The organism is Pseudonocardia broussonetiae (assembly GCF_013155125.1).
GTDB lineage: Bacteria > Actinomycetota > Actinomycetes > Mycobacteriales > Pseudonocardiaceae > Pseudonocardia > Pseudonocardia broussonetiae.
Genome location: NZ_CP053564.1, coordinates 451,355 through 472,645, shown reverse-complemented (window position 1 = coordinate 472,645; position 21,291 = coordinate 451,355). Strand labels below are relative to the sequence as shown.

Sequence of the window (21,291 nt, the reverse complement as noted above, 5' to 3'; positions counted from 1 at the left end):
GGCGTCAGCGCGGCTGGTCGCCGGGACGGACCCTCAGCTTCGCGGCGATGCGGACGAGCGCCTGCCGGTCGGCCTTCGTGAGGGGGTCGAGCACGAGCTCCCGCACCGACCGCACGTGCACCGGCGCCGCGGCGACGACCACCTCCTGCCCGGCGTCGGTGAGCACGGCGAGCGTGTAGCGGCCGTCGTCGGGGTCCGGCGTGCGCCGCACCCAGCCCCGCCGCTCGAGCCGCGTGACGACGTTCGACAGGCGCGAGAGCGAGCCGTTGGCGAGGAACGCCAGCCCGCTCATCCGGATCCGGCGCTCGGGGGCCTCGGACAGGTGGCTCAGCGTCATGTACTCGAACAGCGTCAGGCCCGCCTCGTGCTGCAGCGGCGCCTCGAGCTGCCCGGGCAGCAGCAGGACCATCGAGATCAGCCCGGTCCAGGCCTCCTTCTCCTCGGGGCCGAGCCAGGGCGTCGCGGTCACCGGGTCACTGTACCGGCGCCGTTTGACTTCAAGTCTGAAGTGATGGAGGGTGGGGATCACTTCAAGCATGAAGTCCAGTCGAGGAGTGACGATGACGGTCTCGCTGATCAACCCCGATGGGCACGTGGCGGTCCCGCTCTACCACCACGTCGCCGTGGCGACCGGGAGCAGGCAGGTCCACGTCGCCGGGCAGGTGGCGTGGGACGGCGCCGGCGAGCTCGTCGCGCCCGGGGACCTCACCGGCCAGGTGGTGCAGGTCTACCGCAACGTGGCCCGCGCGCTGGCCGCCGCGGGGGCGACGTTCGACGACGTCGTCCGCTTCACCTGGTACGCGGCGGGCTGGAAGCGTGAGATGTACGACGCGTTCAGCGCCGGCGTCGAGCAGGCGCGGCGGGAGCTGGGCATCACGACCCCGCCCGCGGCGCTGATCGGCGTCGAGATCCTGTTCGAGCCGGGGATCCTGGTCGAGGCCGAGGTGACCGCGGTCGTCGACTGAGTCACCCGGAGAGCCAGTCCGCCTCCGGGCGTCGACCGCCGAGGTGGCGTCCGAAGAAGTCGAGGATGAGCTCGGCGCGCTGGATCCGGTGGCGCGGCGAGCCGTTGCGCGAGAGCTCGTGGCCCTCCTCCGGGAACCGCCAGTACTCCACCTCGCGCCCGAGCAGGCGCAGCGCGACGAAGAGCTGGTCGGCCTGGCTCGGGGGGCAGCGCAGGTCGTCGTCGGAGTGCACGATCAGCAGCGGCGTGCGGATCTCGCGCACCCGGTGCACCGGCGACTGCGCACGGTAGACCTCCGGCGCGTCGACGTGGCCCACGCCGATCTCGTGGCGGAACAGGCCCGCGGCGTCGGAGTCCCACTCCAGCGACTCCAGGTTGTTCGCGGCGCGCTCGCTGCAGGCGGCGGCGAAGCGGTCGGTGTGCGCGACGAGCCACGTCGTCAGGTAGCCGCCGTAGGAGCCGCCGAGGACGCCGACGCGGTCGCGGTCGAGGCCGGGGTCGCGGTCGAGCGCGGCGTCGAGGACGGCGAGGACGTCCTGCGCGGCGCGCCCGCCCCATCCCGAGCCCGGGTGCTCGGCCGCCTCGGGCGCGCGGATCTCCCGGGAGAACGCCTGCGTGTCGCCCGTGGAGCCGTGCGGGTTGCACCAGACGACGGCGTACCCGGCGCCGGCCCAGAGCTGGAACTCGTCGAACCAGGCGGTGGCGTACTGCGTCATCGGGCCGCCGTGGATCGACAGCAGGACCGGGAGGTCGCCGCCCTCGGGTCGGATGACCCATGCGTCGATCCCGTCGACGGTGAAGGGCTCGGGCGCGAACGGCACGACGTCGGCGTGGAACGGCGCGGCCAGGTGCGTGAGCTGCCGCTCGGTGCCGTCGGCGTCGCGGACGAACAGCTCGCCCAGCGCGGTGGGCGTGGAAGCGACGAACGCGACGGTGTCGCCGACGGCGTCGAACGCGCGGACCGCCCGGGTGCCGCCGAGCACCGCCTCCGGCGCGCGCGTGCCGTCGGCCGGGGCGCGCAGGACCGGCACGGTGCCGTGGTCCTCGATCGGGAACAGCAGGTCCTCGCCCACCCACAGCGGCGGGCGGGCGCCGGGGAACGGGGCGCACTGGCGGTCCAGCGCCGCGCTGACCGGCTTCTCCGCGCCGGTGGCGACGTCGACCACGACGACCTGGTGGTGCGACGGCACGATCCGCGCGTCGCCGGCGAGCACGGCGATCCGCGTGCCGTCGGGGGAGAAGGCGGGCATCCACAGCGACAGCGCGGAGTCGGTGAGCGGGCGCGGGTCGGTGCGGCCGGTGGGGTCGAGCTCGTGGAGGTCGGCGCGCTCGTCGAGGTCACCGCCGGGCCGGCGGACCGCCGACACGACGAGCCGCCCCCCGTCCGGCGCCCACACCGGGTCGCCGTGCTCGTACGGCCCGCCCGCGACGAGCACCGGCGCGCCCGTCCCGTCGGCGGCCACGACGAACACCCCGCGCGGCCGGTCGATCGTCCAGCCCGTGCCGTCGACGCGGGAGAGCAGGCGGTCGATGCGGCGCGGGGGCCGGGCGCGCTCGTCGTCGCCGTGGCGGTAGCGCGCGGCCCGCTCCCGGGAGGCGAACGCGATCCGCGAGCCGTCGGGCGACCACACCGGCGCCTCCACGGCCTCGTTCCGCGCGCACACCGTCACGGTCTCCCCGGGGCCGTCGACGGGCACGACCCGCAACGACCCACCGCCGTCGGCGTCCCCGCTCGTGTACGCCAGCCGCCGCCCGTCCGGCGACCACGCCGGCGCCCCGTCCCCGTGCTCCCCGGCCGTCAGGGGGTACGGCGCCGTCGCCCCGTCGACGTCGGCCAGCCACACGGCGCTGCGCTGGCGGTTGGCGTCGAGGTCGATCCGGCCGACGACGAACGCCACCCGCCGCCCGTCCGGGGAGAGCGCGGGGGAGGAGACGGAGACGATGCGGGCGATGTCGGCGGGCTGCACGCCGAGAACGTAGGGGGAGGGGCCGACGGAGTCGACCCGGTTGTCGTGGGGTGCCGGGGCTCGTGTAACTTCTTCGGGGCAAGGGGCTGTGGCGCAGCTGGTAGCGCACTTGACTGGCAGTCAAGGGGTCAGGGGTTCGAATCCCCTCAGCTCCACCCTTCCTCACCAGCGGAAACACTCCGCTCGAGTTATCCATACCGACGGTCATGGTGCCGTTCGTGGTGCGAACCCGCTCTAGCGTTGCACCATGACCTCCACGGCGCCGCGACGCCGGGCCCGCTCCAAGGGCCGCATCGAGCAGCTCCCCAGCGGGTCCCTACGCGTCGTCGTCTACGCCGGCCAGGACCCGCTCACGAAGCGTCGGCACTACCTGCGCGAGATCATCCCAGCCGGCCCCCGCGCGGCCATCGAGGCGGACAAGGCCCTGCGCCGGCTCGCCGTCCAGGTCGACGAGCAGCGCAACCCGCGCACCACGGCGACGGTCGAGCAGCTGCTGACCGAGCACTTCGAGCTGCTCGAGGTCGAGCCCAGCACGCTGTCGACGTACCGGACGCTCTCCCGGACCCACATCGTGCCGCTGATCGGCAAGCAGAAGGTCGGCGCGCTGCGGGCCGCGGTGTTCGACTCCTTCTACGCGGAGCTCCGCCGCTGCCGGGCGCACTGCGACCGCCGGCCCTTCGTCGAGCACCGGACTGTGCGACCGCACAACTGCGACCACAGGTGCGGCCCGCACCGCTGCCGTGGCCTGTCCCGGTCGACCATCCGGCAGATCCACGTCATCCTCAGCGGTGCCCTGAAACGGGCCGTGCGCTGGCGCTGGCTCTCGACCAACCCCATCGAGCACGCCCAGGCCCCGCCGCAGCCGGCGGCCAAGCCGCAGCCGCCCAGCGCGGACGAGGCGGCCCGCATCCTGAACGAGGCGTGGTCGGATCCGGACTGGGCCGTGCTCGTGTGGTTGACGATGGTGACCGGCTTTCGCCGCGGCGAGCTGTGTGCCCTGCGCTGGAACGACCTGGACGTCGTGAACGGGGTGCTGACGGTCGCCCGCTCGATCGCCCAGCTCGACGGGGAGACGTGGGAGAAGGACACCAAGACCCACCAGCACCGCCGGATCGCCCTGGACCCGGACACGGTGATGCTGCTGGCCGGCCACCGGCAGCGCTACATGGACCTGTGCGCCGGCCTGGGCTTCGAGCTTCCCGCCGACGGGTTCATGTTCTCCCGCGACGTGGACGGCTCGACGCACCTGAAGCCGGCGACAGTGGGGCAGCGGTACTCGCGCCTGGCGCGCCGGATCGGCATCAAGACAACGATCCACAAGCTGCGGCACTACTCGGCGACGGAGCTGATCGCGGGTGGCGTCGACGTGCGGACGGTGGCGGGCCGGCTCGGGCACGGGGGCGGCGGGACGACAACGCTACGGGTTTACGCGGCGTGGGTGTCGGAGGCGGACCAGAGGGCGTCTGCTGGACTCCTCGATCGCCTGCCTCAGCGGCCGTCGAGTTCGCCGGGTTCGACCAACTCGGCCGAGCGTGGGGCGCGCAGTCCATACGAACTCGTCGCCGCTGAGTTGCGTGCGCAGATCCTGGATGGCCGGCTACCCTCAGGCTCGCTGCTCCCCAGCAACGTCGAGCTGGCCCGTCAGTACGGAGTGGCTACTGGGACTGCACATCGCGCGACTGCGCTACTCAGTGAGTGGGGAATTGTCGATGTCCGTCAAGGGCGTCGCGCAGTCGTGCTCGATGTCGTCGAGTGTGGCGAGGTCGCGCAACCTGTGACGACGATGAGTCTGATTCGTGGAAGCGGTCTGGATCGGCAGTTGACAGTAGGCGAGTTCCCGGCCGTGGAGCGTTTCATGGCAGATATGCACGTTCGGCACCTTGGGGCGGACTTTGCTCGGTTCTCCGCGGAGGTCGATCTGAACTCCGGAGCAGACCTGCGGAAACTGCTCGTCGCCGCGGTACGTCGGCGCGGCGGAGATCCAGCCCAGATCGATGAGTACGAGATGGACGTACGACTGCCCACCGATATGGCAGCGGTAATAACCTTTGTGGCTTTCGCATAGATGTGGAGCGTGCTCCATAGAACACCTGCGGCCGGGAGGTTCCTGGATCGTGTCCCGTACGGCGCCGGTCGCCGTCGAAGCACTGCTGAGCACTGGCGTTCAAGCCGCGGTGGTGTCGTTTCAGGCTTCCTGAGGGACTGAGATGTGATCTTGGGGAACTACGTCCTTGTCCTGGCTGCTCTGGTCGCAAGGTGGTTGTGTTGGGGATGACGCAGCCATCACGTAGATCGCGTTGCTACGCCGCAGGGTGCCATGTACTGCGCCAGTGCGGCGTTGGGGATTCTCGTCGGAGTGTGACACGTCAGAGCGCGCGCGTCCGGCGATGAGCTTTCACAAGTCATTCCATCTGCATTGGTGGATAGCTAGTTTGATTCCGAGACGAAGTACCATCTGCTATCGCGATCCTGATCCTGATGGAGTCTCCAGCCGTCCGGAGCATCGCGGAAGGCCCCGTCCGGCGAGTCTTTCATCGACGAGCCATAGAGATCAGGCGGAACGCGAAAGTTTCCGGACAGCTCAGTGGTGTCCGGTAGGCGTGTGTCGCGGATGCTCGCGGCGGTCGTCCAATTGAAATCGGCGTCGTCGAAGAAGGCCATCATTTCAATCTCGGTCTCGCTTATTAAGAAGGGTCCGTTGAACGTGCACCCCGAGGCGCTTAGGATGTTCAGTTTGCATCTACGAAGAGAGAGGCCCTTGTCGAAAGTGGCATGATCAATATTTAGGATCCTGAGCTCGGCATCCATCCAGTTCAGCGCTAGCAATCGGGCACCCTGTAGGTCGAGGACTTGTCCTGGCCAGAACTTCTCGGACTCGTTAGAGTTCCTGTTGGACACATGCCTCCCAATAATGCTGAATACAGCTAGTCGAACCTCTGCCTCTTCTCTTGTTTCTGGAGAGGATTCGAACGGCATGCGAAGGTATGCACAAAGGATACTCATGACAAGCTCGCGTTGATCTGGATTATTCTGACCTAGTCGCTCTAGTGCGTAGGCGCCGGCAAGGCGGACCGGGGCCTTGTCACTTCCCAGTTGTTCGGCAGCTTTGGTGTACAGCTCGGTAATTCTGCGCTCGATATTGTCTCGATCTGTCGCAGCCGCAACCTCGCGTTGGTGTTCGAGGGTTTGCTCTGTCGATCTCTGCCGCCGCGCGGCGAGGAGTAGGGCGGCGGCACCGCCCGTTCCGAGGACGATGTTGGCTGTCGTTCGTATCGCGTCGAGTCTGGCGGAATCGGTGGCTGTGCCCCCGCCATAGAAGCTCAGCAGAGCCCACGCCGACGCGATCGCCACGACCAGTAACAGGAGGGAGCCAAGCACGATCGAGCGCACGGACAGAACACGCTCGGGCTTCACGGTCGGGTTCGGGTTGTTAACGGCCACGGCTGATTATCGCTCCCGCCGCCTGCTGCACTACGGGCGGGCCAGGATCGAGTGGCTGCCGCTACAGGAGCGAGCTCGCGCTCCTGCGGAGTTGCATCCACCAGTCCCGCCGAACTGATCCTTCTGGGGCCTGGCATTTGCTGGCTCAGTCGACCTGTGATCCGCAATAGTCCGCAAACGGTCGCCCGCCTCTACGAGGGCCAACGGCGGTCATGCACCAATCTCAGCAGCATGCCCGTCGCGTGCCGAGGGCGGGCATGCTGGTCAGTCGTGCTCGGTGCCACGCAGGCCGCCGTCCGCGAGCGCGGGCGTGCAGCGCTGCAGCGGGGGTCGGCAACGAGCGAGTCTCTGTGTCCGGGGAGGTCGTTTGGACTGATTCGAACATGTGTTCGGCGGGTCTGCGCGCCTCGGGTTGATCCGGCTGCGAGACTGTAGGGGTGGCAGACAAGAGTTCGATCGAGTGGACCGAAGCCACGTGGAATCCGACGACGGGGTGCGACCGCATCACCTCAGGCTGCGACAACTGCTACGCCCTGACCCTGGCGAAGCGGCTCAAGGCGATGGGGAACCCGAAGTATCAGGTCGACGGCGATCCGCGCACGAGCGGTCCCGGCTTCGGCGTGCAGATCCACGAGGATGCGCTCGAGGTGCCAAAGCGGTGGGCGGCGCCGCGGGTGGTCTTTGTCAACTCGATGTCGGACCTCTTTCACGCCCGCGTGCCCGACGCCTTCGTTCGCCGCGTCTTTGACGTGATGGCCGAGACGCCTCGCCACACCTACCAGCTACTTACGAAGCGGCCGAAGCGGCTGGCCCGGATGGCCAACTCGCTGCCGTGGCCGAGTAACGTGTGGATGGGTGTAAGCGTCGAGAGGATCGAGCAGGGCTGGCGTGCCGACCGGCTGCGCGAGGTGCCTGCAGCGGTCCGCTTCGTCTCTGCAGAGCCGCTGCTCGGCCCGCTCGACGACCTCGACCTCGACGGGATCGACTGGCTGATCGCCGGCGGCGAGTCCGGTCCGAATCACAGAATCGTCGATCCGCTGTGGATCGAGGGCCTCCGCGCCGCGTGCGGCGACGCCGGCGTCGCGTTCTTCTTCAAGCAGTGGGGCGGGCGCACCCCCAAGGCCGGCGGACGGCTGCTAGGCGGCCGGACCTTTGACGAGATGCCGGTCGCAAGCTCGCGCTGGGCGGAGTCGATTCTCGCGGGTCATGGCTGAGCACCGGGCCGACGGATCACCTGCTTTGAGTAGACGTCGCCGACCTGGTTCGAAGTGGTGATGCCGGCGTCATGCAGTCTCTTGAGCGCCTTACGCAGATGCGTCGTACGTGCAATTCCCTCGACGCTCTTGTAGACCTCCTCAAACTTGGTTCGAACGATGAACCTCTCGTGATCCCGCAATAGTGCACGAAGATTTAGCTCGATTTGGTCCTGTAATTGCTCCGTGAGTTCGGCCTCCTGGCGCTTGAAGATCGCGTCGGCATCGAGTGTGATCAATGCATCCTGGCCGCCGTCTTGCCTCGCGGCGAAAGCTTCGTCAAACACGGCGCGCCGCCATGTCTCCTGCGCCTTGCTGAGCGTCTCGCCGAAAACCTCCATTCCGTCACGGTGACGGGTGAGGAACACAAGCCAGTAGGCCGGCTGCAAGTCCTCCCGCTGCTTGACAACGGCGGTCCATCCGGCACACTTTGCGCGGCTGGTAATCTCAGTGAGCAGGCGCTGCTCGAACCACTCAAGGTACTGGGTGTTATTGAGGGTCGGGTCATCCTCGTCCCGCCACCAGGTACCGCCGGCGGCGTGGTCCAGCCTTTCGAGCGTCTTCTCTCGACCCTTATTGGTGCCGTCGTTCTTATGTAGCACGCCACGGATGCGGCGGACCGCATTCGCATCGAAGCGGAACAGCACTTCCGTCGCGGGCACGTACTGGCCCGACGGCCTGCCGTCAAAGATGTCGACGATGACATCGAACGGCAGGCCGAGTCCGAACGGGTCAAGGAACAGGAATAGTGGTACTCCCTCGGCGCAAGCGAGCAGTTCGTCGAGGTGCTCGGCGACGTTGCCGTGCCGCGCCTTCCACACGAGGGTGCTGCCGTCGGTGTCGACCTCCTCAAGCACCTCGCGCAAGCCCCTGTAGGTGGCGGCGTCCTGCTCGACGAAGTGGCACTCGACGATGCGCCCGCTCAACGCGGGGCTGCGAGCTGCCTCCGCGATGAGGGCCGGCGACCCGGGTGAGCCGTCCTCGTAGCGGCCTGCGCCGGCATAGCCGTCCACGATGACGACACGCTTGCCGGTCGAGGTCGATCCGGTCTTCGATGCAAAGGGGACGACGTACTTCGCGAGGATCGCGTGCTTGAGCACGGCGGCTGCGCGCCTGCTCCTGAAGAACGGCTGCTGGGAGTCGACCGTCGTCTCAGCGTTGTCCTGATCATCGGACGATTCGTCGTGCGGCTCCAACACGTACCCCCTCGATCGAAGTCCGCGGCAGTGGCGCGGAGTGCTCCAAGGGTAGTAGGTGTCTCCTGGCGGTTGCACGCTCCGTTACGGCGCGCCTCTTTTGGGTGAGCAGCGGTCGGCCTCCGTACGTGGATGAGCGGCGCGCACAGATCTCTGCCACAGATGTTCCGCCGTCGGTCGGGCGTGCGTAGCAAGGCCGCGCCGGCGGTAGGGGTGCAAGCGCGCACTTTGCTTGCGGCCCTACCGGTGGTGTGGCATCCCTTCAGGGCGACCGATCGACGGCGGAACCACCCGCGCCACCCCGAACCGCGAGCTGATGCCGTGGCCGCCGCCGCCGCCGGAGGGAGGGACGGGTCTGGGCGGAGCCCAGCTTGTTGCTTGTCGTTCTTGTCGGTGGTCGTAGGCACACTGTGTGAATGACGAGGGCGGGAGTCGCTGACGTCGCCGGGGTGGTGAACCGGATCGCGGAGTCTGCGGTGGCCAGCGCCGACGAGCTGCTTCGAGCCGGCGCAGGACTGCCGCTGCCGACAGTCCACATTCTCTGTGCGGACTTGGAAGGCCCTTACGTCGGCTACCTGACCTGTCGAGCGTCGGCAGCGGGCCGGGATACGGCGAGCGCGGTCGGGCTGCTGGGTCGGCTTCCGGCGGTCGTGGCGGCGACGCACCTCGTCATCGTGTGGGAGTACGCCTCGCTGCATGCCGCGCTGGAGCCGTCCGGCGTCCGGGCGCCGACGGGGCTTGTCGTCGTCGAGGCGTCGATGACCGACCACGCGGTCCGGTGGCAGCCGTTCCGGGTTGCGTCCGGCCTGGCGGAGTGGGGCTCAGTTGGCCGGTTCCCGGAGGCGCCCCTGCCGCTGCCCGTTGAGGATTTGCTGAGCACGTGGCGGCGCGGCATCGACGACGACGTGGCGGCCACCGCGGAAATGTTGGAGCAGGCCGGCTACTTCGTGAGGTGGGCAGCCCGCTCCTGATGGCGGTCAGCGTTCGAGGGCCTGGCTGTCGTCGACCTCCGCGGTGTCGGTGACGGTCTGGTTGTCCTCCTGCGACCACTGGGTGAGCTGGGCTGCGCGGGCTTCCTCTTCGGCGACCCGACTTGCTTCGTGGGCAGCCTGTTCGACCTCGGCGGCGCGGCGCTCCTCGATCATGCGCAGGGTCTCCTGGGCCTGCGCGACCATCTCGGCCGTCTGGTCGACCTCCCGGATCGGCTGGCGCTCCCGGGGCTCCAGGACGGCGGTACGGGGGTCGTCGTGTTCGTTGGCCAGGTCGTCGGGGTGGATCTCGCGGTGCTGGTCGTCGTCGGCCTGGGCGGCGCGGTGGGCGTCGAGCCAGTCGTCACCGGTGACGTGGTCGCTGGTGTCGTGGGGGTCGATGCCGCGGGCGCGGAGTTCGGAGGCGGAGCGGTGGGCGTAGTCACGGGTGACCACCGAGTCGAGGTACCACTGCCCGCGGGCCTCGTCGGCGGCCTCGAGTCCGTTGATGCGGTCGGCCGTCTCGGCGGCGGTGCGGGCCGCTTGCTCGGCGGCGGCCTGGAGCTGCTCGCGGTCGGGGCCGGTGGCGGCCTCGGCGCGGGCGGCCCAGACCGTGGCGTCGACGCGGGCCTTGTCTGCCAGCTCGTGCGCGGCGGCCAGCTCGTCTGCTACGTCGGCGGGGGCGCGTTCCTCCTCCAGTTGCATCGCACGGACGCGAGCGCGTAGGCGGCCGTCGGACATGTCGGCCTCCTCTGCTCCGACGTCAAGCAGCCGCAGCTCCTCGTGCGCCTTGCGGAACAGCGCGGACTTCTCGATCAGCCCGCGGGCGGGTGCGCGGCCGAGCGGGTCGTCTTCGTCGGTGTGGCCGGCCAGCTCGCGCCACGCGGCGGCCCAGCCGGCGCGGCGCTCCCACTCCAGGCGGGCTGTCACGTCGTCGCCCTCGCCGGGGACCGGGCCGAGTGCGTCGAGGGCCCAGCGCGGGGGATCGGCGGCGGCCTGGGCGCCGAGCTCGTGGCGGCGGGTCTCGGCGTCGTCGGCGCGGGCCTGGAGCCAGTCGCGGCGGCGGCCGGGGTCGACCTGGGTGGGGATGAGGTCGGTGGCGCTGTCGATCCGCGGGGTGAGCTGACCGTGCAGGGCATGGGTGATGCGGTGGTGCAGCACCTTCGCCGGGGACGTCGCGCCGTCGAGGCTGCGGGCCTCGGCGGCGGTGGTGAGGACCTGGGCGGGGTCGTGGCCGGCCAGCTCGGCGGTGCGCAGCAGCCGCTCCAGGCTGCCGAGCGCCTCGTCGGCGGCCAGGGCGCGACGGTCGGCGGGGGAGAGGGCGCCGTTCGCGGCGAGCTGGTCGAGGGTGGCGGCGGTGCGGCCGGCAGTGACCTGTGCGGAGAGGTCGATGAGGCGGTCAAGGTGGGTCATGGTCGAGCGGGTGGCGAGTTCGGCGGCCTCGCGGTCGGCGGTCGCAGTGCGTTCGGCGCGGTCGTTGTCGAGCACCTCGGCCAGGACGGCGCGTGGGGTGCGGGCCATCGTCGTCGTGGCCTCGCCGGTCGGTGCGTCGGCGGCGAGTGCGGTCGTCACGACCCACGCGGTGTTGGCGTCGCGGCCGCGGGTCATCGGGACGAGCAGGCCGGCGGTGTCGGTCCCGGCGCCGAACACCCCGTGCGCGGTGTCGACGGTGCGTCCCTCGGCGGCGTGGGCGGTCGCGGCGTAGGCGAGGGTGACGTGCTCGGTGACGTAGCGGGCGGGCAGCTGCATCGGGGTGCCCAGGGCCTCGCCGAATGCGCTCACCTGCTCGGGCGGGGTGTCGTCTGCGGCGCGGCCGGTGATCGGAGCGACGGTCAGCCCGCCGTCGGCGCGAACGGCGACGACGCGGAAGGTGTCGCGGTTGATCGGAGCGCGCTCGTTGCCCTCGAACCCGGCGAGGTGCCAGGCGTTGCGTCGGGCCTGGACGAGGTCGCCGACCCCGGCGGTGACTCCCTCCCAGCCGGCCATCCCCAGCGACACGCCGGCCTCGTCGACCTTGCCCAGGTCGACCAGCTCTGCGCGCAGCTGCGCCGAGACTCGGGCGGCGGTGGCGTTGTCGCGCACCATCAGCAGCGACTCCCGCCCGGACAGGGTGTCGGCGAGCCACGCCCGCCCCGCGGCGGCTTCGGCTTGCTCGGCGGTGCCGCCGTCGCGCAGCCGGCCGTGCTTGGCGTACTCGTCGAGCACGGACGCGTCCCCGGCGCGCAACCGCAGCGACGCCGCGCGCTCCCACTCGGCGGAGAACCGGCGCACCTCGGCCAGCTCGTAGCGCAGCCCGTGCTCGGCGACGTCGGCCAACGCTCCGCCCGGCCCGACCGCGGCGAGCTGGCGAGGGTCGCCCACCAGCAGCAGCTTCGCGCCCGCCGCGCCACAGCGGCGCTGGATCTCGGCAAGCTGGTCGGTACCGGCCATGTTCGCCTCGTCGACGACTACCAGGTCCCCGCCGCGCAGCCGCCACGCCTCGTCCGCGGCGGACCCGCCGTCAAGCCGGCGCTGCGCGCCCAGCCACGCGGTGGTGTTGGCCGCGGCGGACACACCCTCCTCGGTCAGCACTCGGGCGGCGATCTGGGACGGCGCGAGCCCGAACACCCGCCGTTGCTCCCCGTCGGCGGTCGGGGTGGTCCATGACTCGGCCAGTGCGCCGACGACGAACGACTTGCCGGTGCCGGGCGCGGCAGAGAGCACCTCGACCCACGCGCCGGAGGTCAGCACGCCGTGCAGCGCGGCGGCCTGGTCGACGCCCAGCGCGCGGCCGGCTGCGGTGTAGCTCTCCACGACGGCGGTCGCCTGCACGTCGCTCAGCGCCGTGGCGCCTCGCGTGACTGCCGCGGCGCGCAGCGCGGCCTCGGCCCGGAACTGCTCGTCGGTGCTGTAGCGGGCGGAGCCCGGCCCGTCGAACGCCGACCGGCCGTCGCGCAGCCGCAGCTCCTCGGGCCACTCGCTCACATCCGTCTCCTGCACGTGGCACACCGCGCCGGCCAGGGCGTCGTCGCTCACTCCGTCGAGCAACGCCCGCACCTCCTCGGGAGCCACGCCCAGGTGGGCGGGCAGCTCGTCGGACACCGCCCGGATCAGGTCGGAGCGGGTGAACGAGGACCCGGTCTGCGCCACCCGCGCCAGAGCGCGGTCGATGACGTCCTGTGGTGACCAGGTGGCCGCCGGGTCGGCCTGCTGGCGCAGCGAGAGCACATCGCGGGCCACCTGGCCCAGCGTCGTGCCCACCTCGGCCTCAAGCGCAGCGGCCCACCGGTCGAGCTGCTGGTCGCGGGTCTCGCCCTCGTGCGACTTGGCCGCGCGGGTGCTGAGCGTGGCCTGCATGGCGAGGCGGGTCCGTTGCAGCGCGTTCGGCTTATGCCCGTACCGGGTCTGGAAGGCGTCGACCAGCTCCCGGGTGCGGGCGGACACCGCCCGGCGGCGGGAGGAGAACAGGTCCATGACCTCCTGTTGCACCCCGACGACCTCGCGGGCCTTGCCGTCGGCGCGGGTCTGGAACCGCACGCCGAGCGCCTGCGTCAGGTGGGCCTCCATCACCCGTTCCGCGATGGCCCCGGCGGCAGCGCGCATGGCGTGGATCGCGCGGGAGTCGAGCGTGCGCCACTCCCCGTCGGCGCACAGGATGCGGTTGAGGATCGCCTGGTGCACGTGCAGCTGCGGGTCGCGGTCGCGGGAGTCGTGCTGCAGGAACTGCGCGACGACGAACCCCTCGGTGTCGATCCACCGCCCGGCGCCGCCGCCGTGGTGCCCCACGCGGGAGTAGCCGGCTTCGTCCTCCAGGTAGCGGATCGCCGCGGTCGCGCCGGCCAGCACCGCGTCCTCGACGGCCTTGGCGTGCGCCGCCCACGCCGCGGCGGCCTCGTGGTCGCCGGCTGCGGCAGCGTCGCTGGCGGCCCGCTCGAACGCGACGGCCAGGACGGTGACCGACTTCGGCGCGGAGAACGTGGCGTCGATGAACGACACGGCCTGTCGGGCGGACCGCTCAGCCTGGGCCAGCAATGTGGCGCGCTCCTCGGGGCCGGCCTCCGGCTGAGCCTCCAGCAGCTGCTCGTAAATCTGCTCCGGCGTCCGGTACTTGCGGTGTGGGGCAGCCAGCGCGGCCGCCTCGTTCCACGTTGCCCGCGAGTGCGTCGCGGCGTCGCGGGGGTCGAGGAGGTGCGTGTAGACCGCTTCCATCAGGTCGGCGTCGACCGTGCCGTGCAGGCCCAGTCGCTCGGCCCCGGCGCCGGCCCACCGCCCCGGCGGCTCGCCGGCGTCGACGGCGCCGGTGTAGTAGCTCTCCCGGCCAGCCGCGACGGCTCCGGTCAGGTAGCCGACGTCGTGGCCGGTCGCCAGGCTCAGCACGACGACACCCGGCCGATCCGGTGACCGTCCGTAGTCGAGCGCGAGGCGTCGCACCGGGCCCTGCAGTTGATCTTCGCCGCGGCCCGCCAGGGCTCGCGGCGGGTACCAGGGGATCCGGATGCCTGGGTGTGCTGGAAATTCGGATCTTGGTCTTTGTCTGTCGATTGATCTTCGGGTGCTTGGTGGTCGTCGTTCGTGTGTGTCGTGGTCGTGAGTGATCGGGTCGTGTGGTTCTGATCGGTAGTCGCGTTCGGTGAGGTCGTCATCGTTGGCTCCGGTACTGGTCGTGATCGTGTCGTTCGGCTGCTGCCAGCTGGTCGGGCGTCGGTACGGGTGCCGGGGCGTGTCGGCCGGAGTCGATCCAGGACGCGGCGATCTGCGCGGCGGCTGGAGCCAGCGGGACCGGCGTGGGTGGTACCGCGCGGCGGGCGCCGGGGAGGTGCAGCGACAGCTCGCAGCTGCCGATCTCCTTCGTGAGGCGCCGGACGACGCCGGGGCGCTGGCGGTCGTGCCAGTCGGCGGCGCGCTGCCAGGAACCGCGGTCGGGGTCGTAGGCGTCGGCGTGCGCGCAGCGCAGCCACCACAGCTCCTCGACGGCGTCGGCGTGCCAGAGCCAGCATGTCGGCAGCCAGGTGCCCTGGTAGCGGAGATAGACCCGGTACAGCCACTCCACGAGTTCGCCCAGTTGGGCCGCGGCGCCGACAGGGTCGTCGGCGAGCAGCCAGGACCCCGGTACCTGCTTCGCCTCCGGCTCGGCCGCACCGCCGACACGGCGGGCGATCGTGTGGACGTCGGCGCAGAGCTGCTGGACGAGCGTCTCCAGCTCGCTGACGCGGCGCACGGTGCGGGCGTGCTCCCGGCCCATCGCGGCGTCATGGGCGTCCGGCGCGGTCATGTCGGCTCCCGGTAGTCGCCGGTCTCGGTGGTGGTGTCGTCGATGTGCCAGATCGCGAGCTGCTCGGCGCGTTCCTGCTCCTCCTCGTTGGTGGCGATGCGGGCCAGCAGCGCCTCCTTGTCGGCCAGGAACTCGGCCCGGGCGGCATCGTCGGCGACAGCACCGGGGCGGGTCAGGTCGCGAAGGCGGGCGGTGAGCGCGGCGATCTCGCGCACGGTCGGCTTGTCAGTCATCAGTTGCACCAGCCGTCATCGGGTCGGGCGGTGGCCCACGGCGGGAGGTCCCGGGCGACCGGCGCCACCTGGTGGGCGGGGGAGAGGGGCGGGCGGGTGAGCCACGCCCACGCGCGGCGCGACCGCTCCCACCGCCCGCCTGGACGGGACAGTGCGCGGACGTCGCGGCGTCGCCACGCCATGTCGACGGTCCCGACGACCGGGGGCATCCCGCGGCGGAAGGTCACCACGCGCCCGGCGGGCAGGTTCGCGATCTGCGCGGGTGCCACGACCGGGACCTTGCGCACGGTGCGGGAGGCGACCCGCCCGTGCAGGTCGGTGGTCGTGATCGGCTCGTCGCGCTCTCCGCCGAGCGTGGCCCAGAAGTTGAGGTCGTCCCGGTCACGGGTGCCGCCGAACACCATGACCGACCCGGCGTTGTTGAGGGTCGTCGCGGCGTCGTGCTGGCCGTAGCGGGCGAGTAGCTGCGCCCGGGACTGGAACGCGCTGATGATCGTCACCCCGCGCCCGCCCATGTCGGCGCTCCACGATTGGAGCGGGACCGGCGAGATCAGCGCGGCCTCGTCGAGCGCGAGGGTCAGCGGCGGGTCGAGCCGCCCACCCGGGCAGCCGGCAGCGATCCGGCGGGCCTCGCGGGCGACGTGCCCGGTCAGTGCGCACACCAGCGGCGCGGCCTGGGTCTCCTCGGCACCCAGCAGGTACACCGTCGCGCGGGAGGCCAGCAGCTCGGCGACGTCGAACGGCGTCGAGCCCTCGGCGGCGGCTGCGGCGGCGGAGCTGGTCAGCCAACCGAGCGCGGGCATGATCGTGGAGGTGATCGAGCTGCGGGTGCGGTCGTTGGTCGAGATGAACTGCCGGGCCTCCTGCACGAACGCGTCCTCGGGCGAGCGGCGCAGCAGCGACTCCACCCGTCCGGCGCTGTCCGGGTCGGCGACCCAGCCCAGCACGTCGCGCATGTGCAGCCCGCCCAGCGCGGCAGCGTGCATCAGCGCGGCCAACACCCGCCGGCCCTGGGCGTCCCAGAACTCCCGGTCGCCGCTCCCGCCGCGGGAGGCGCCGAGCATGTCGGCCGCCCGCTCCGCCGCGGTCGTGGGATCGGTGCACCCGGTGAGCGGGTCGAACGTGATCGTGGACGGCAGGCCAGCCAGCCCAACGGCGTTGAACACGTAGACCGGGCCCTTGCGGGCGCGCAGCAATGCGGTGATGTCGAGCAGGTCGGTCCGGGTGCTGGTGACCAGCAGCGCTCCGGAGGCGTCGATGATCCGCCCGGCGAGCCACTGGGTCTTGCCCGTCCGCGGCCCGCCGAACACGACGATGAAGTCCTCGACCGACGCCCACACCGACTGCGCACCGACGCGGCACAGCCGCACCGCCACCTCGACGGCCGGGAGCCGAACGAGCTGGAGCCACCGCGCGAGCCGGGTCGTCTGCGCGAGGGATGGGCGGACGCTGGCTGCCTTGCGGCGCATGGCCGGCGCGCTCGCCACCCGGGCGATGTCCATCGTCGAGGCGACGCCCGCCTTGCGCCGGGACATGGCGCTCCAGCGGGTGATCGTGGCGGCGGTGCGGGCGTGCCGGTGCCACAGCACGCCCACCAGGACGACGCCGACGGCGACGACCGCCCAGATCGGCGTCTGCTTGAGCAGAGTGACGGCTGGGAGCGCTGCCACGAGGACCAGTGCGGTCGCCAGGGCGCGCGCACCGCGCCGCCAGGCCAGGGCCGACCCGGCGAGCAGGGCCAGCAGGATCACGAGCGTCGAGCCGTTCATTCTGGATCTCCTGAGTCGAGGACGTGCCCGTTGGTGGTGGCACGGGTGCGTTGCAGCAGCTGCCGCGCTTCGTGCTCGGTGACGCCCAACTCCCGGGAGAGCCGGCGCCGTCCTGCCCCAGCCGCGATGAGGTCGCCGGCCAAGTCGTGCGGTTGTTCCTGTCGGGACTCAGGCGGGGTGTCGGCCGGTCGGCCCACGAGGACGGCCAGGTGCACGACCGCCCCGAGGACGGCCGGCGCGACGGAGGAGACCGCGACGACCACCCACCACGCGGGCGCGACGGTGTAGGCGGCCAAGCCGTGCCCGAGCGCGTTGGCCGCGACCGACAGCGCGAGCAGCGTCAGCGCGAGAGTGCGGGCGAACCGCCGTGCGGCGTCGGCGGCCGGACCGCCCAGCCAGACCAGCGATCCGGCCGCGGCGCCCGCGTCGACGACCACCGGCAGCAGCCAGGCCAGCGCCGGGGCGAAGCCGCACAGCAGGGCCAGGTCGCGCAGTGCAGCGAACGACAGCACCGCTGCGGCGCTCGCCACCACCGCGAGCAGTCCGTAGAGCACGGCCCGGGCCCTCACGAGGGCACCTCGACGCCGATGTGCGAGATCGACGCCCAAAACGCGTGCGTCCTCCGCAGGGCGGGGGTGAGGTCGTCGCGCAGCAGCGCCAGCAGCTCGGCGGCCTCGGCCAACCGCGTGTGCGGGTCCACGGTCCGGGTGTCGTCGTAGACGTCGCGGCCCTCGCCGTAGTGGGCCACCTGGCGGCGCAGCACGTTCACGCCGTCCTGCAGGGCCGACAGCGTCGCCGCCATCTCCCCGGCCAGCGCGTAGAAGTCGGCGTGGTCCGGCGCGGCGTCGAGCTGGGCCCGCACCGCCTCGACCCACGACGTGGCGCCCAGGTCGGCATGCTCGGCCGCGTTCACGCCGCACCCCGCTGCCTGGCGGCGCGGACGTCCTGCGCCCACCGCTCCGCCGTCCGCACCGTCACCCCGAAGGCCGCAGCCACCTCGACGACGCGGCCACCGGCCCGGATGGCGGCGCGGCCTGCGTCCGCCGACCCACGAACGACCCTGGGGCGGCCACCCGCGGCCAGGCGCCGGCTGTGTCGACGGCGTTCGGCCGGGGTCAAGCCACCGGCGATCCCGTCGGCCAGTGCGCCGAGCGCGAACGCCAGGCACTCCGCGCGGACCGGGCAGCCGGCGCATACCGCCTTGGCCTCCTGCACCTGGCGCTCCACGAGCGGTCCCGAGTCGGCGACGGGGAAGAACAGCTCCGGGTCGACGTCTCGGCACGCGGCCCGTGACCGCCACTCCCGCGCGGTCACCCGACCGCTCCCGTCTCGGCGGGAGCGTTGGTCAGGGCCGGCGTCGCGGCGTCGTCGACGACACCCACGAACGTCGCGACCGCGCCGGGCAGGCCCTCGCCGACCGGCGTGCCCACGAACAGCACGAGCGCGATCAGGGCGAACACGACCGCCCCGGCCGGAACCCGCGCCTTCGCGCAGATGAACGCGGCCAGCACCGCGAAGAAGATGAGTGCTCCGACGTTCTCCATGGCCCCGTCACCCCTGCCCGATGTGTGCGAGCGACCGGACGGCGCTCACGTCCTCTGGCGGGTGCACGCGAATCGCCCGCTCGACGGCGGCGCGCTCGCGCCACCGCGCGGCCTGCTGCCGCGCCAGCAGCTCGGCGGCCAGCGCCGCCCGCCACACCGGCCGCAGCCGGGTGAGCTCGAACAGCTGCGACCACGCCCGCGCCTCGGACTCGAACAGCAGCGCCAGGCGCTCCGCCCGTGCCTCGGCGAACGGGTCGGCCAGAAGGCGCTCCCGCAGTCGGATGACCCGCTCCAGCGCCTCGTCGAGGTGCATCAGGACGCTGCTCATCGCTCCACCACCCAGCTGGCGGCGTCGATGACGACGCCCTCGGCCATCGCGGCCTCGGTCATCTCGTCGACGACCTTCGCCGGGACGATCAGGCGACCCCGCACCTTCAGCGCAGGGAACTGCCCGTCCGCGATCGCGCGGTAGACCGTCATCGACGACATGCCGAAGATTCGGGCCACCTGCGCCACGCTGTAGAACCGCGGTGCGGTGCTCACTGCTCGTGCGTCACGCCCGGCCCGGGTGGGCATCCACCTCGGCTTCTCGGTTTCGTTCGGTTGCATCTGCCCGACCCCTGTCGAGTCCGCGGACTCGGCCAACCCGGGTCCGTCGGCTCCCTACTCTCAACAGATCGCTGGGATTTCCACACCGCACATCAGGACTTCTACAGACGTCCTTGCTACGATAAGTCGTCCCTATACGTCCACGGGAGGCAGTCGTGCCAGTAAATGAACGCCTGCGCGACGCGCTGCAACGCGCTGGTATGAGCGCCGACAACGTCGCCGAGGAGTTGAAGGTCGACGCCAAGACGGTCGAACGGTGGATCACCCAGGGCCGCTCTCCGTACCCGAAGTACCGCGGCAAGCTTGCGGCGATGCTCCGCGAGACCGAGCGCTACCTGTGGCCCGACGCGTTCAGTCCGGACCGGGCGGCAGCAGCTGACGAGTCCGAGGTCGTCCGCATCTACCCGCACCGGAACGACATCCCGCACGAGCTGTGGAGCCGGCTGCTCAGCTCGGCAACGGCGCGGGTCGACGTGCTCGTCTACGTCGGCATGTTCTTGATGGAGGACCCGGCGTTCGTTCCCGCGGTCCGCGCGAAGGCCGCGGCCGGCGCGCGCGTGCGCCTGCTCTACGGGGAGCCCACCAGCCGCGAGGTCATCCGACGGAGCACGGACGAGGGAATCGGCAAGTCTGCGATCTCGGCGAAGATCCGCAACGCGCTCGCGCTGGTCCGGCCGCTCGACGGTGAGCCCGGCGTCGAGATCCGGTGCCACTCGACGACGCTCTACAACTCGATCTACCGCTACGACGACGAGATGATCGTCAACCCGCACGTCCTCGGGATCACGGCACCGCACGCCCCGGCGCTGCACCTGCGCCGGCTGTCGGCTGGCGACCTCTTCGGGACCTACGCGCAGAGCTTCGACCGCGTCTGGGAGACGGCCAAGCCTCCGAAGTGGTAGCAAGGCGGCGTGCCGAAGACCGACTACCTCGACGACCCGTCCGCGCCCCGGCCGAACAGCCTCGTCGTCGGGGTGACCGCATTCGTCCAGGACGACGCCGGCCGCGTGCTGCTGATCGAGCGCGCCGATAACGGCCAGTGGGCCTTGCCCGGCGGCGGCCAGGAGGTGGGGGAGTCGACCCCGGCTGCCGCAGTGCGCGAAACCCTGGAGGAGACCGGGATCGGCATCGAGATCACCGGGCTGGTCGGCATCTACTCGTACCCGGGTCACGTCATCGCCTACGACGACGGCGAGGTACGCCAGGAGTTCTCGATCTGCTTCCGGGCGCGGCAGGTGGGTGGGTCAGCGACGACCAGCGACGAGTCGACCCAGGTGCACTGGTTGGAGCCGGCGGCGATCGAAGGGCTCGCCATGCACCCGCGAATGCGGGTCCGAATCGAGGACGGACTTCGTGGAGACCCTCAGCCGTACTTGGGCTGAGGGATCCCAGCCGCGGTGTAGCGCTCGATGGTCCGGTCGACCGCGGCAATCAGCTCGGGGCGCGCGATGTCGAGGAACTGGCCGACGAGGCTTTCCGACCCGTAGCGGTTCCGGATCTCGGCCAGACGGTCGTCGACCGTCAGCCGCTGGCCGTCCGGGCCCGTGACCATGTCGCAGTACCAGAGGGCATCGCGGAGAGGTGTCTCCTCGTCGGGGAACTCGGCGACGTCGGCATGGCAGCCCCGCAACTCCGCTTCCTTGATGGCACACGAGTGGCGGGCGACTAGAGCGCAGAGCCGGGCCGGCGCGTCCTGCGTCTGCAGGAACCTGGCGCCATCGAGGGGATGGAACTCCGTCATGACCAGGTCGGGCGCATAGCCGATGTCGTGCAGGACGGCCGCGGTGACCAGCAGTTCGCCATCGCCGAACGCTGGCGCGATTCGATTGGCCTCGGCGGCGACGGACCGCACGTGACACCAGCGTCGCGGCATGGTCGCGCCCAGGTGTTGCTCTGCCGCCTGCTCGGCCGAACGTGTCGATCTCATAGCGACAATTTAGGGCAAGGTCGGTACCACTGCGGCTAGGACGTGGGCCGATTGCATGCTCCGGCGATGAGCCCCTGCCCCGACGTCCCCTAGCGGAAACGTTGACAGTCGATCTTCTCTGCCGGCGCCAGTTTGAGTTGCTGACCGAGCGAGCCGGTCGGCAACTTTG

20 protein-coding genes, 1 tRNA gene and 1 pseudogene are annotated in these 21,291 nt (G+C 71.1%); 7 read left to right on the top strand and 15 right to left on the bottom strand.

Annotated elements, in window-relative coordinates; genetic code table 11:
• Positions 1–4 precede the first annotated feature (4 nt).
• A complete protein-coding gene (locus HOP40_RS02315) occupies positions 5–409 on the bottom strand; it encodes a MarR family winged helix-turn-helix transcriptional regulator (RefSeq protein WP_240157738.1) in 405 nt (134 codons plus the stop codon).
• A gap of 151 nt (positions 410–560) precedes the next feature.
• Here HOP40_RS02315 and HOP40_RS02310 point away from each other — a divergent pair, with 151 nt between their 5' ends.
• Positions 561–965 carry a RidA family protein gene (locus tag HOP40_RS02310; protein WP_172154191.1) on the top strand — a complete coding sequence of 135 codons (405 nt, stop codon included), beginning with the start codon at positions 561–563 and terminating at the stop codon, positions 963–965.
• A 1-nt stretch (position 966) separates the two neighbouring features.
• Here HOP40_RS02310 and HOP40_RS02305 read toward each other — a convergent pair whose 3' ends face one another.
• Positions 967–2,931, bottom strand: a complete 1,965-nt coding sequence (locus HOP40_RS02305; protein ID WP_172154190.1) for a S9 family peptidase — start codon at positions 2,929–2,931, stop codon at positions 967–969.
• Between the two features lie 82 nt (positions 2,932–3,013).
• Here HOP40_RS02305 and HOP40_RS02300 point away from each other — a divergent pair.
• Together HOP40_RS02300 and HOP40_RS02295 are read left to right on the top strand one after the other, a co-directional pair.
• Positions 3,014–3,086, top strand: a tRNA-Ala gene (locus HOP40_RS02300).
• A 92-nt stretch (positions 3,087–3,178) separates the two neighbouring features.
• Positions 3,179–4,996 carry a tyrosine-type recombinase/integrase gene (locus HOP40_RS02295; protein WP_172154189.1) on the top strand — a complete coding sequence of 606 codons (1,818 nt, stop codon included), beginning with the start codon at positions 3,179–3,181 and terminating at the stop codon, positions 4,994–4,996.
• Between the two features lie 362 nt (positions 4,997–5,358).
• Here the strand turns inward: HOP40_RS02295 and HOP40_RS35350 are convergent, their stop codons facing one another.
• Entirely contained in the window at positions 5,359–6,372 is a 1,014-nt protein-coding gene (locus HOP40_RS35350) for a pentapeptide repeat-containing protein (RefSeq protein ID WP_205347054.1), read from the bottom strand.
• A gap of 437 nt (positions 6,373–6,809) precedes the next feature.
• Between HOP40_RS35350 and HOP40_RS02285 the strand changes: the two genes are divergently transcribed.
• Positions 6,810–7,586 carry a DUF5131 family protein gene (locus HOP40_RS02285; RefSeq protein ID WP_172154188.1) on the top strand — a complete coding sequence of 259 codons (777 nt, stop codon included), beginning with the start codon at positions 6,810–6,812 and terminating at the stop codon, positions 7,584–7,586.
• Here the strand turns inward: HOP40_RS02285 and tcmP are convergent.
• Positions 7,577–8,824: a three-Cys-motif partner protein TcmP gene (tcmP, locus tag HOP40_RS02280; protein ID WP_172154187.1), complete on the bottom strand. Its 1,248-nt coding sequence runs from the start codon at positions 8,822–8,824 to the stop codon at positions 7,577–7,579. The genes HOP40_RS02285 and tcmP overlap by 10 nt on opposite strands.
• A 473-nt stretch (positions 8,825–9,297) precedes the next feature.
• Here tcmP and HOP40_RS02275 point away from each other — a divergent pair, with 473 nt between their 5' ends.
• Positions 9,298–9,792 (top strand): hypothetical protein, encoded by a 495-nt coding sequence (locus HOP40_RS02275; protein WP_172154186.1) that lies wholly within the window; start codon positions 9,298–9,300, stop codon positions 9,790–9,792.
• Positions 9,793–9,798: 6 nt separating this feature from the next.
• On the opposite strand, the gene mobF is transcribed toward HOP40_RS02275, so the two are convergent.
• The 10 genes and pseudogenes from mobF to HOP40_RS02225 all read right to left on the bottom strand — a co-directional run bounded on the left by mobF (position 9,799) and on the right by HOP40_RS02225 (position 19,129).
• Entirely contained in the window at positions 9,799–14,145 is a 4,347-nt protein-coding gene (gene mobF, locus HOP40_RS02270) for a MobF family relaxase (protein ID WP_172154185.1), read from the bottom strand.
• A gap of 262 nt (positions 14,146–14,407) precedes the next feature.
• Positions 14,408–15,040 carry a hypothetical protein gene (locus HOP40_RS02265; protein WP_172154184.1) on the bottom strand — a complete coding sequence of 211 codons (633 nt, stop codon included), beginning with the start codon at positions 15,038–15,040 and terminating at the stop codon, positions 14,408–14,410.
• A complete protein-coding gene (locus tag HOP40_RS02260) occupies positions 15,037–15,273 on the bottom strand; it encodes a hypothetical protein (RefSeq protein ID WP_172154183.1) in 237 nt (78 codons plus the stop codon). The genes HOP40_RS02265 and HOP40_RS02260 overlap by 4 nt, the downstream gene beginning before the upstream one ends.
• Positions 15,273–17,042, bottom strand: a complete 1,770-nt coding sequence (locus HOP40_RS02255) for a type IV secretory system conjugative DNA transfer family protein (protein WP_172154182.1) — start codon at positions 17,040–17,042, stop codon at positions 15,273–15,275. The genes HOP40_RS02260 and HOP40_RS02255 overlap by 1 nt, the downstream gene beginning before the upstream one ends.
• Complete coding sequence (locus tag HOP40_RS02250; protein ID WP_172154181.1) at positions 17,039–17,611, bottom strand: DUF2637 domain-containing protein; 573 nt, start codon at positions 17,609–17,611, stop codon at positions 17,039–17,041. Before HOP40_RS02250 ends, HOP40_RS02255 begins: the two co-directional genes overlap by 4 nt.
• Positions 17,608–17,955, bottom strand: a complete 348-nt coding sequence (locus tag HOP40_RS02245) for a hypothetical protein (RefSeq protein ID WP_172154180.1) — start codon at positions 17,953–17,955, stop codon at positions 17,608–17,610. Before HOP40_RS02245 ends, HOP40_RS02250 begins: the two co-directional genes overlap by 4 nt.
• Positions 17,956–18,110: 155 nt before the next feature.
• Positions 18,111–18,356 (bottom strand): annotated as a pseudogene (locus HOP40_RS35750) (WhiB family transcriptional regulator); the annotation flags it as partial.
• On the bottom strand, positions 18,353–18,586 hold the full coding sequence (locus tag HOP40_RS02235) for a hypothetical protein (protein ID WP_172154178.1): 234 nt from the start codon (positions 18,584–18,586) through the stop codon (positions 18,353–18,355). The gene HOP40_RS02235 and the pseudogene HOP40_RS35750, both read right to left, overlap by 4 nt.
• A gap of 7 nt (positions 18,587–18,593) precedes the next feature.
• Complete coding sequence (locus HOP40_RS02230) at positions 18,594–18,914, bottom strand: hypothetical protein (protein ID WP_172154177.1); 321 nt, start codon at positions 18,912–18,914, stop codon at positions 18,594–18,596.
• Complete coding sequence (locus tag HOP40_RS02225; protein WP_240157468.1) at positions 18,911–19,129, bottom strand: helix-turn-helix domain-containing protein; 219 nt, start codon at positions 19,127–19,129, stop codon at positions 18,911–18,913. Before HOP40_RS02225 ends, HOP40_RS02230 begins: the two co-directional genes overlap by 4 nt.
• Before the next feature lie 266 nt (positions 19,130–19,395).
• Between HOP40_RS02225 and HOP40_RS02220 the strand changes: the two genes are divergently transcribed.
• Together HOP40_RS02220 and HOP40_RS02215 are read left to right on the top strand one after the other, a co-directional pair.
• Complete coding sequence (locus HOP40_RS02220; protein ID WP_240157467.1) at positions 19,396–20,097, top strand: XRE family transcriptional regulator; 702 nt, start codon at positions 19,396–19,398, stop codon at positions 20,095–20,097.
• Between the two features lie 9 nt (positions 20,098–20,106).
• On the top strand, positions 20,107–20,577 hold the full coding sequence (locus HOP40_RS02215) for an NUDIX domain-containing protein (RefSeq protein ID WP_172154175.1): 471 nt from the start codon (positions 20,107–20,109) through the stop codon (positions 20,575–20,577).
• Here HOP40_RS02215 and HOP40_RS02210 read toward each other — a convergent pair.
• The gene (locus HOP40_RS02210) at positions 20,559–21,047 is read right to left on the bottom strand and encodes an HD domain-containing protein (RefSeq protein ID WP_240157466.1); all 489 of its coding nucleotides are present in this window, start codon (positions 21,045–21,047) and stop codon (positions 20,559–20,561) included. The two genes, HOP40_RS02215 and HOP40_RS02210, sit on opposite strands and share 19 nt — an antisense overlap.
• Between the last annotated feature and the right edge of the window lie 244 nt (positions 21,048–21,291).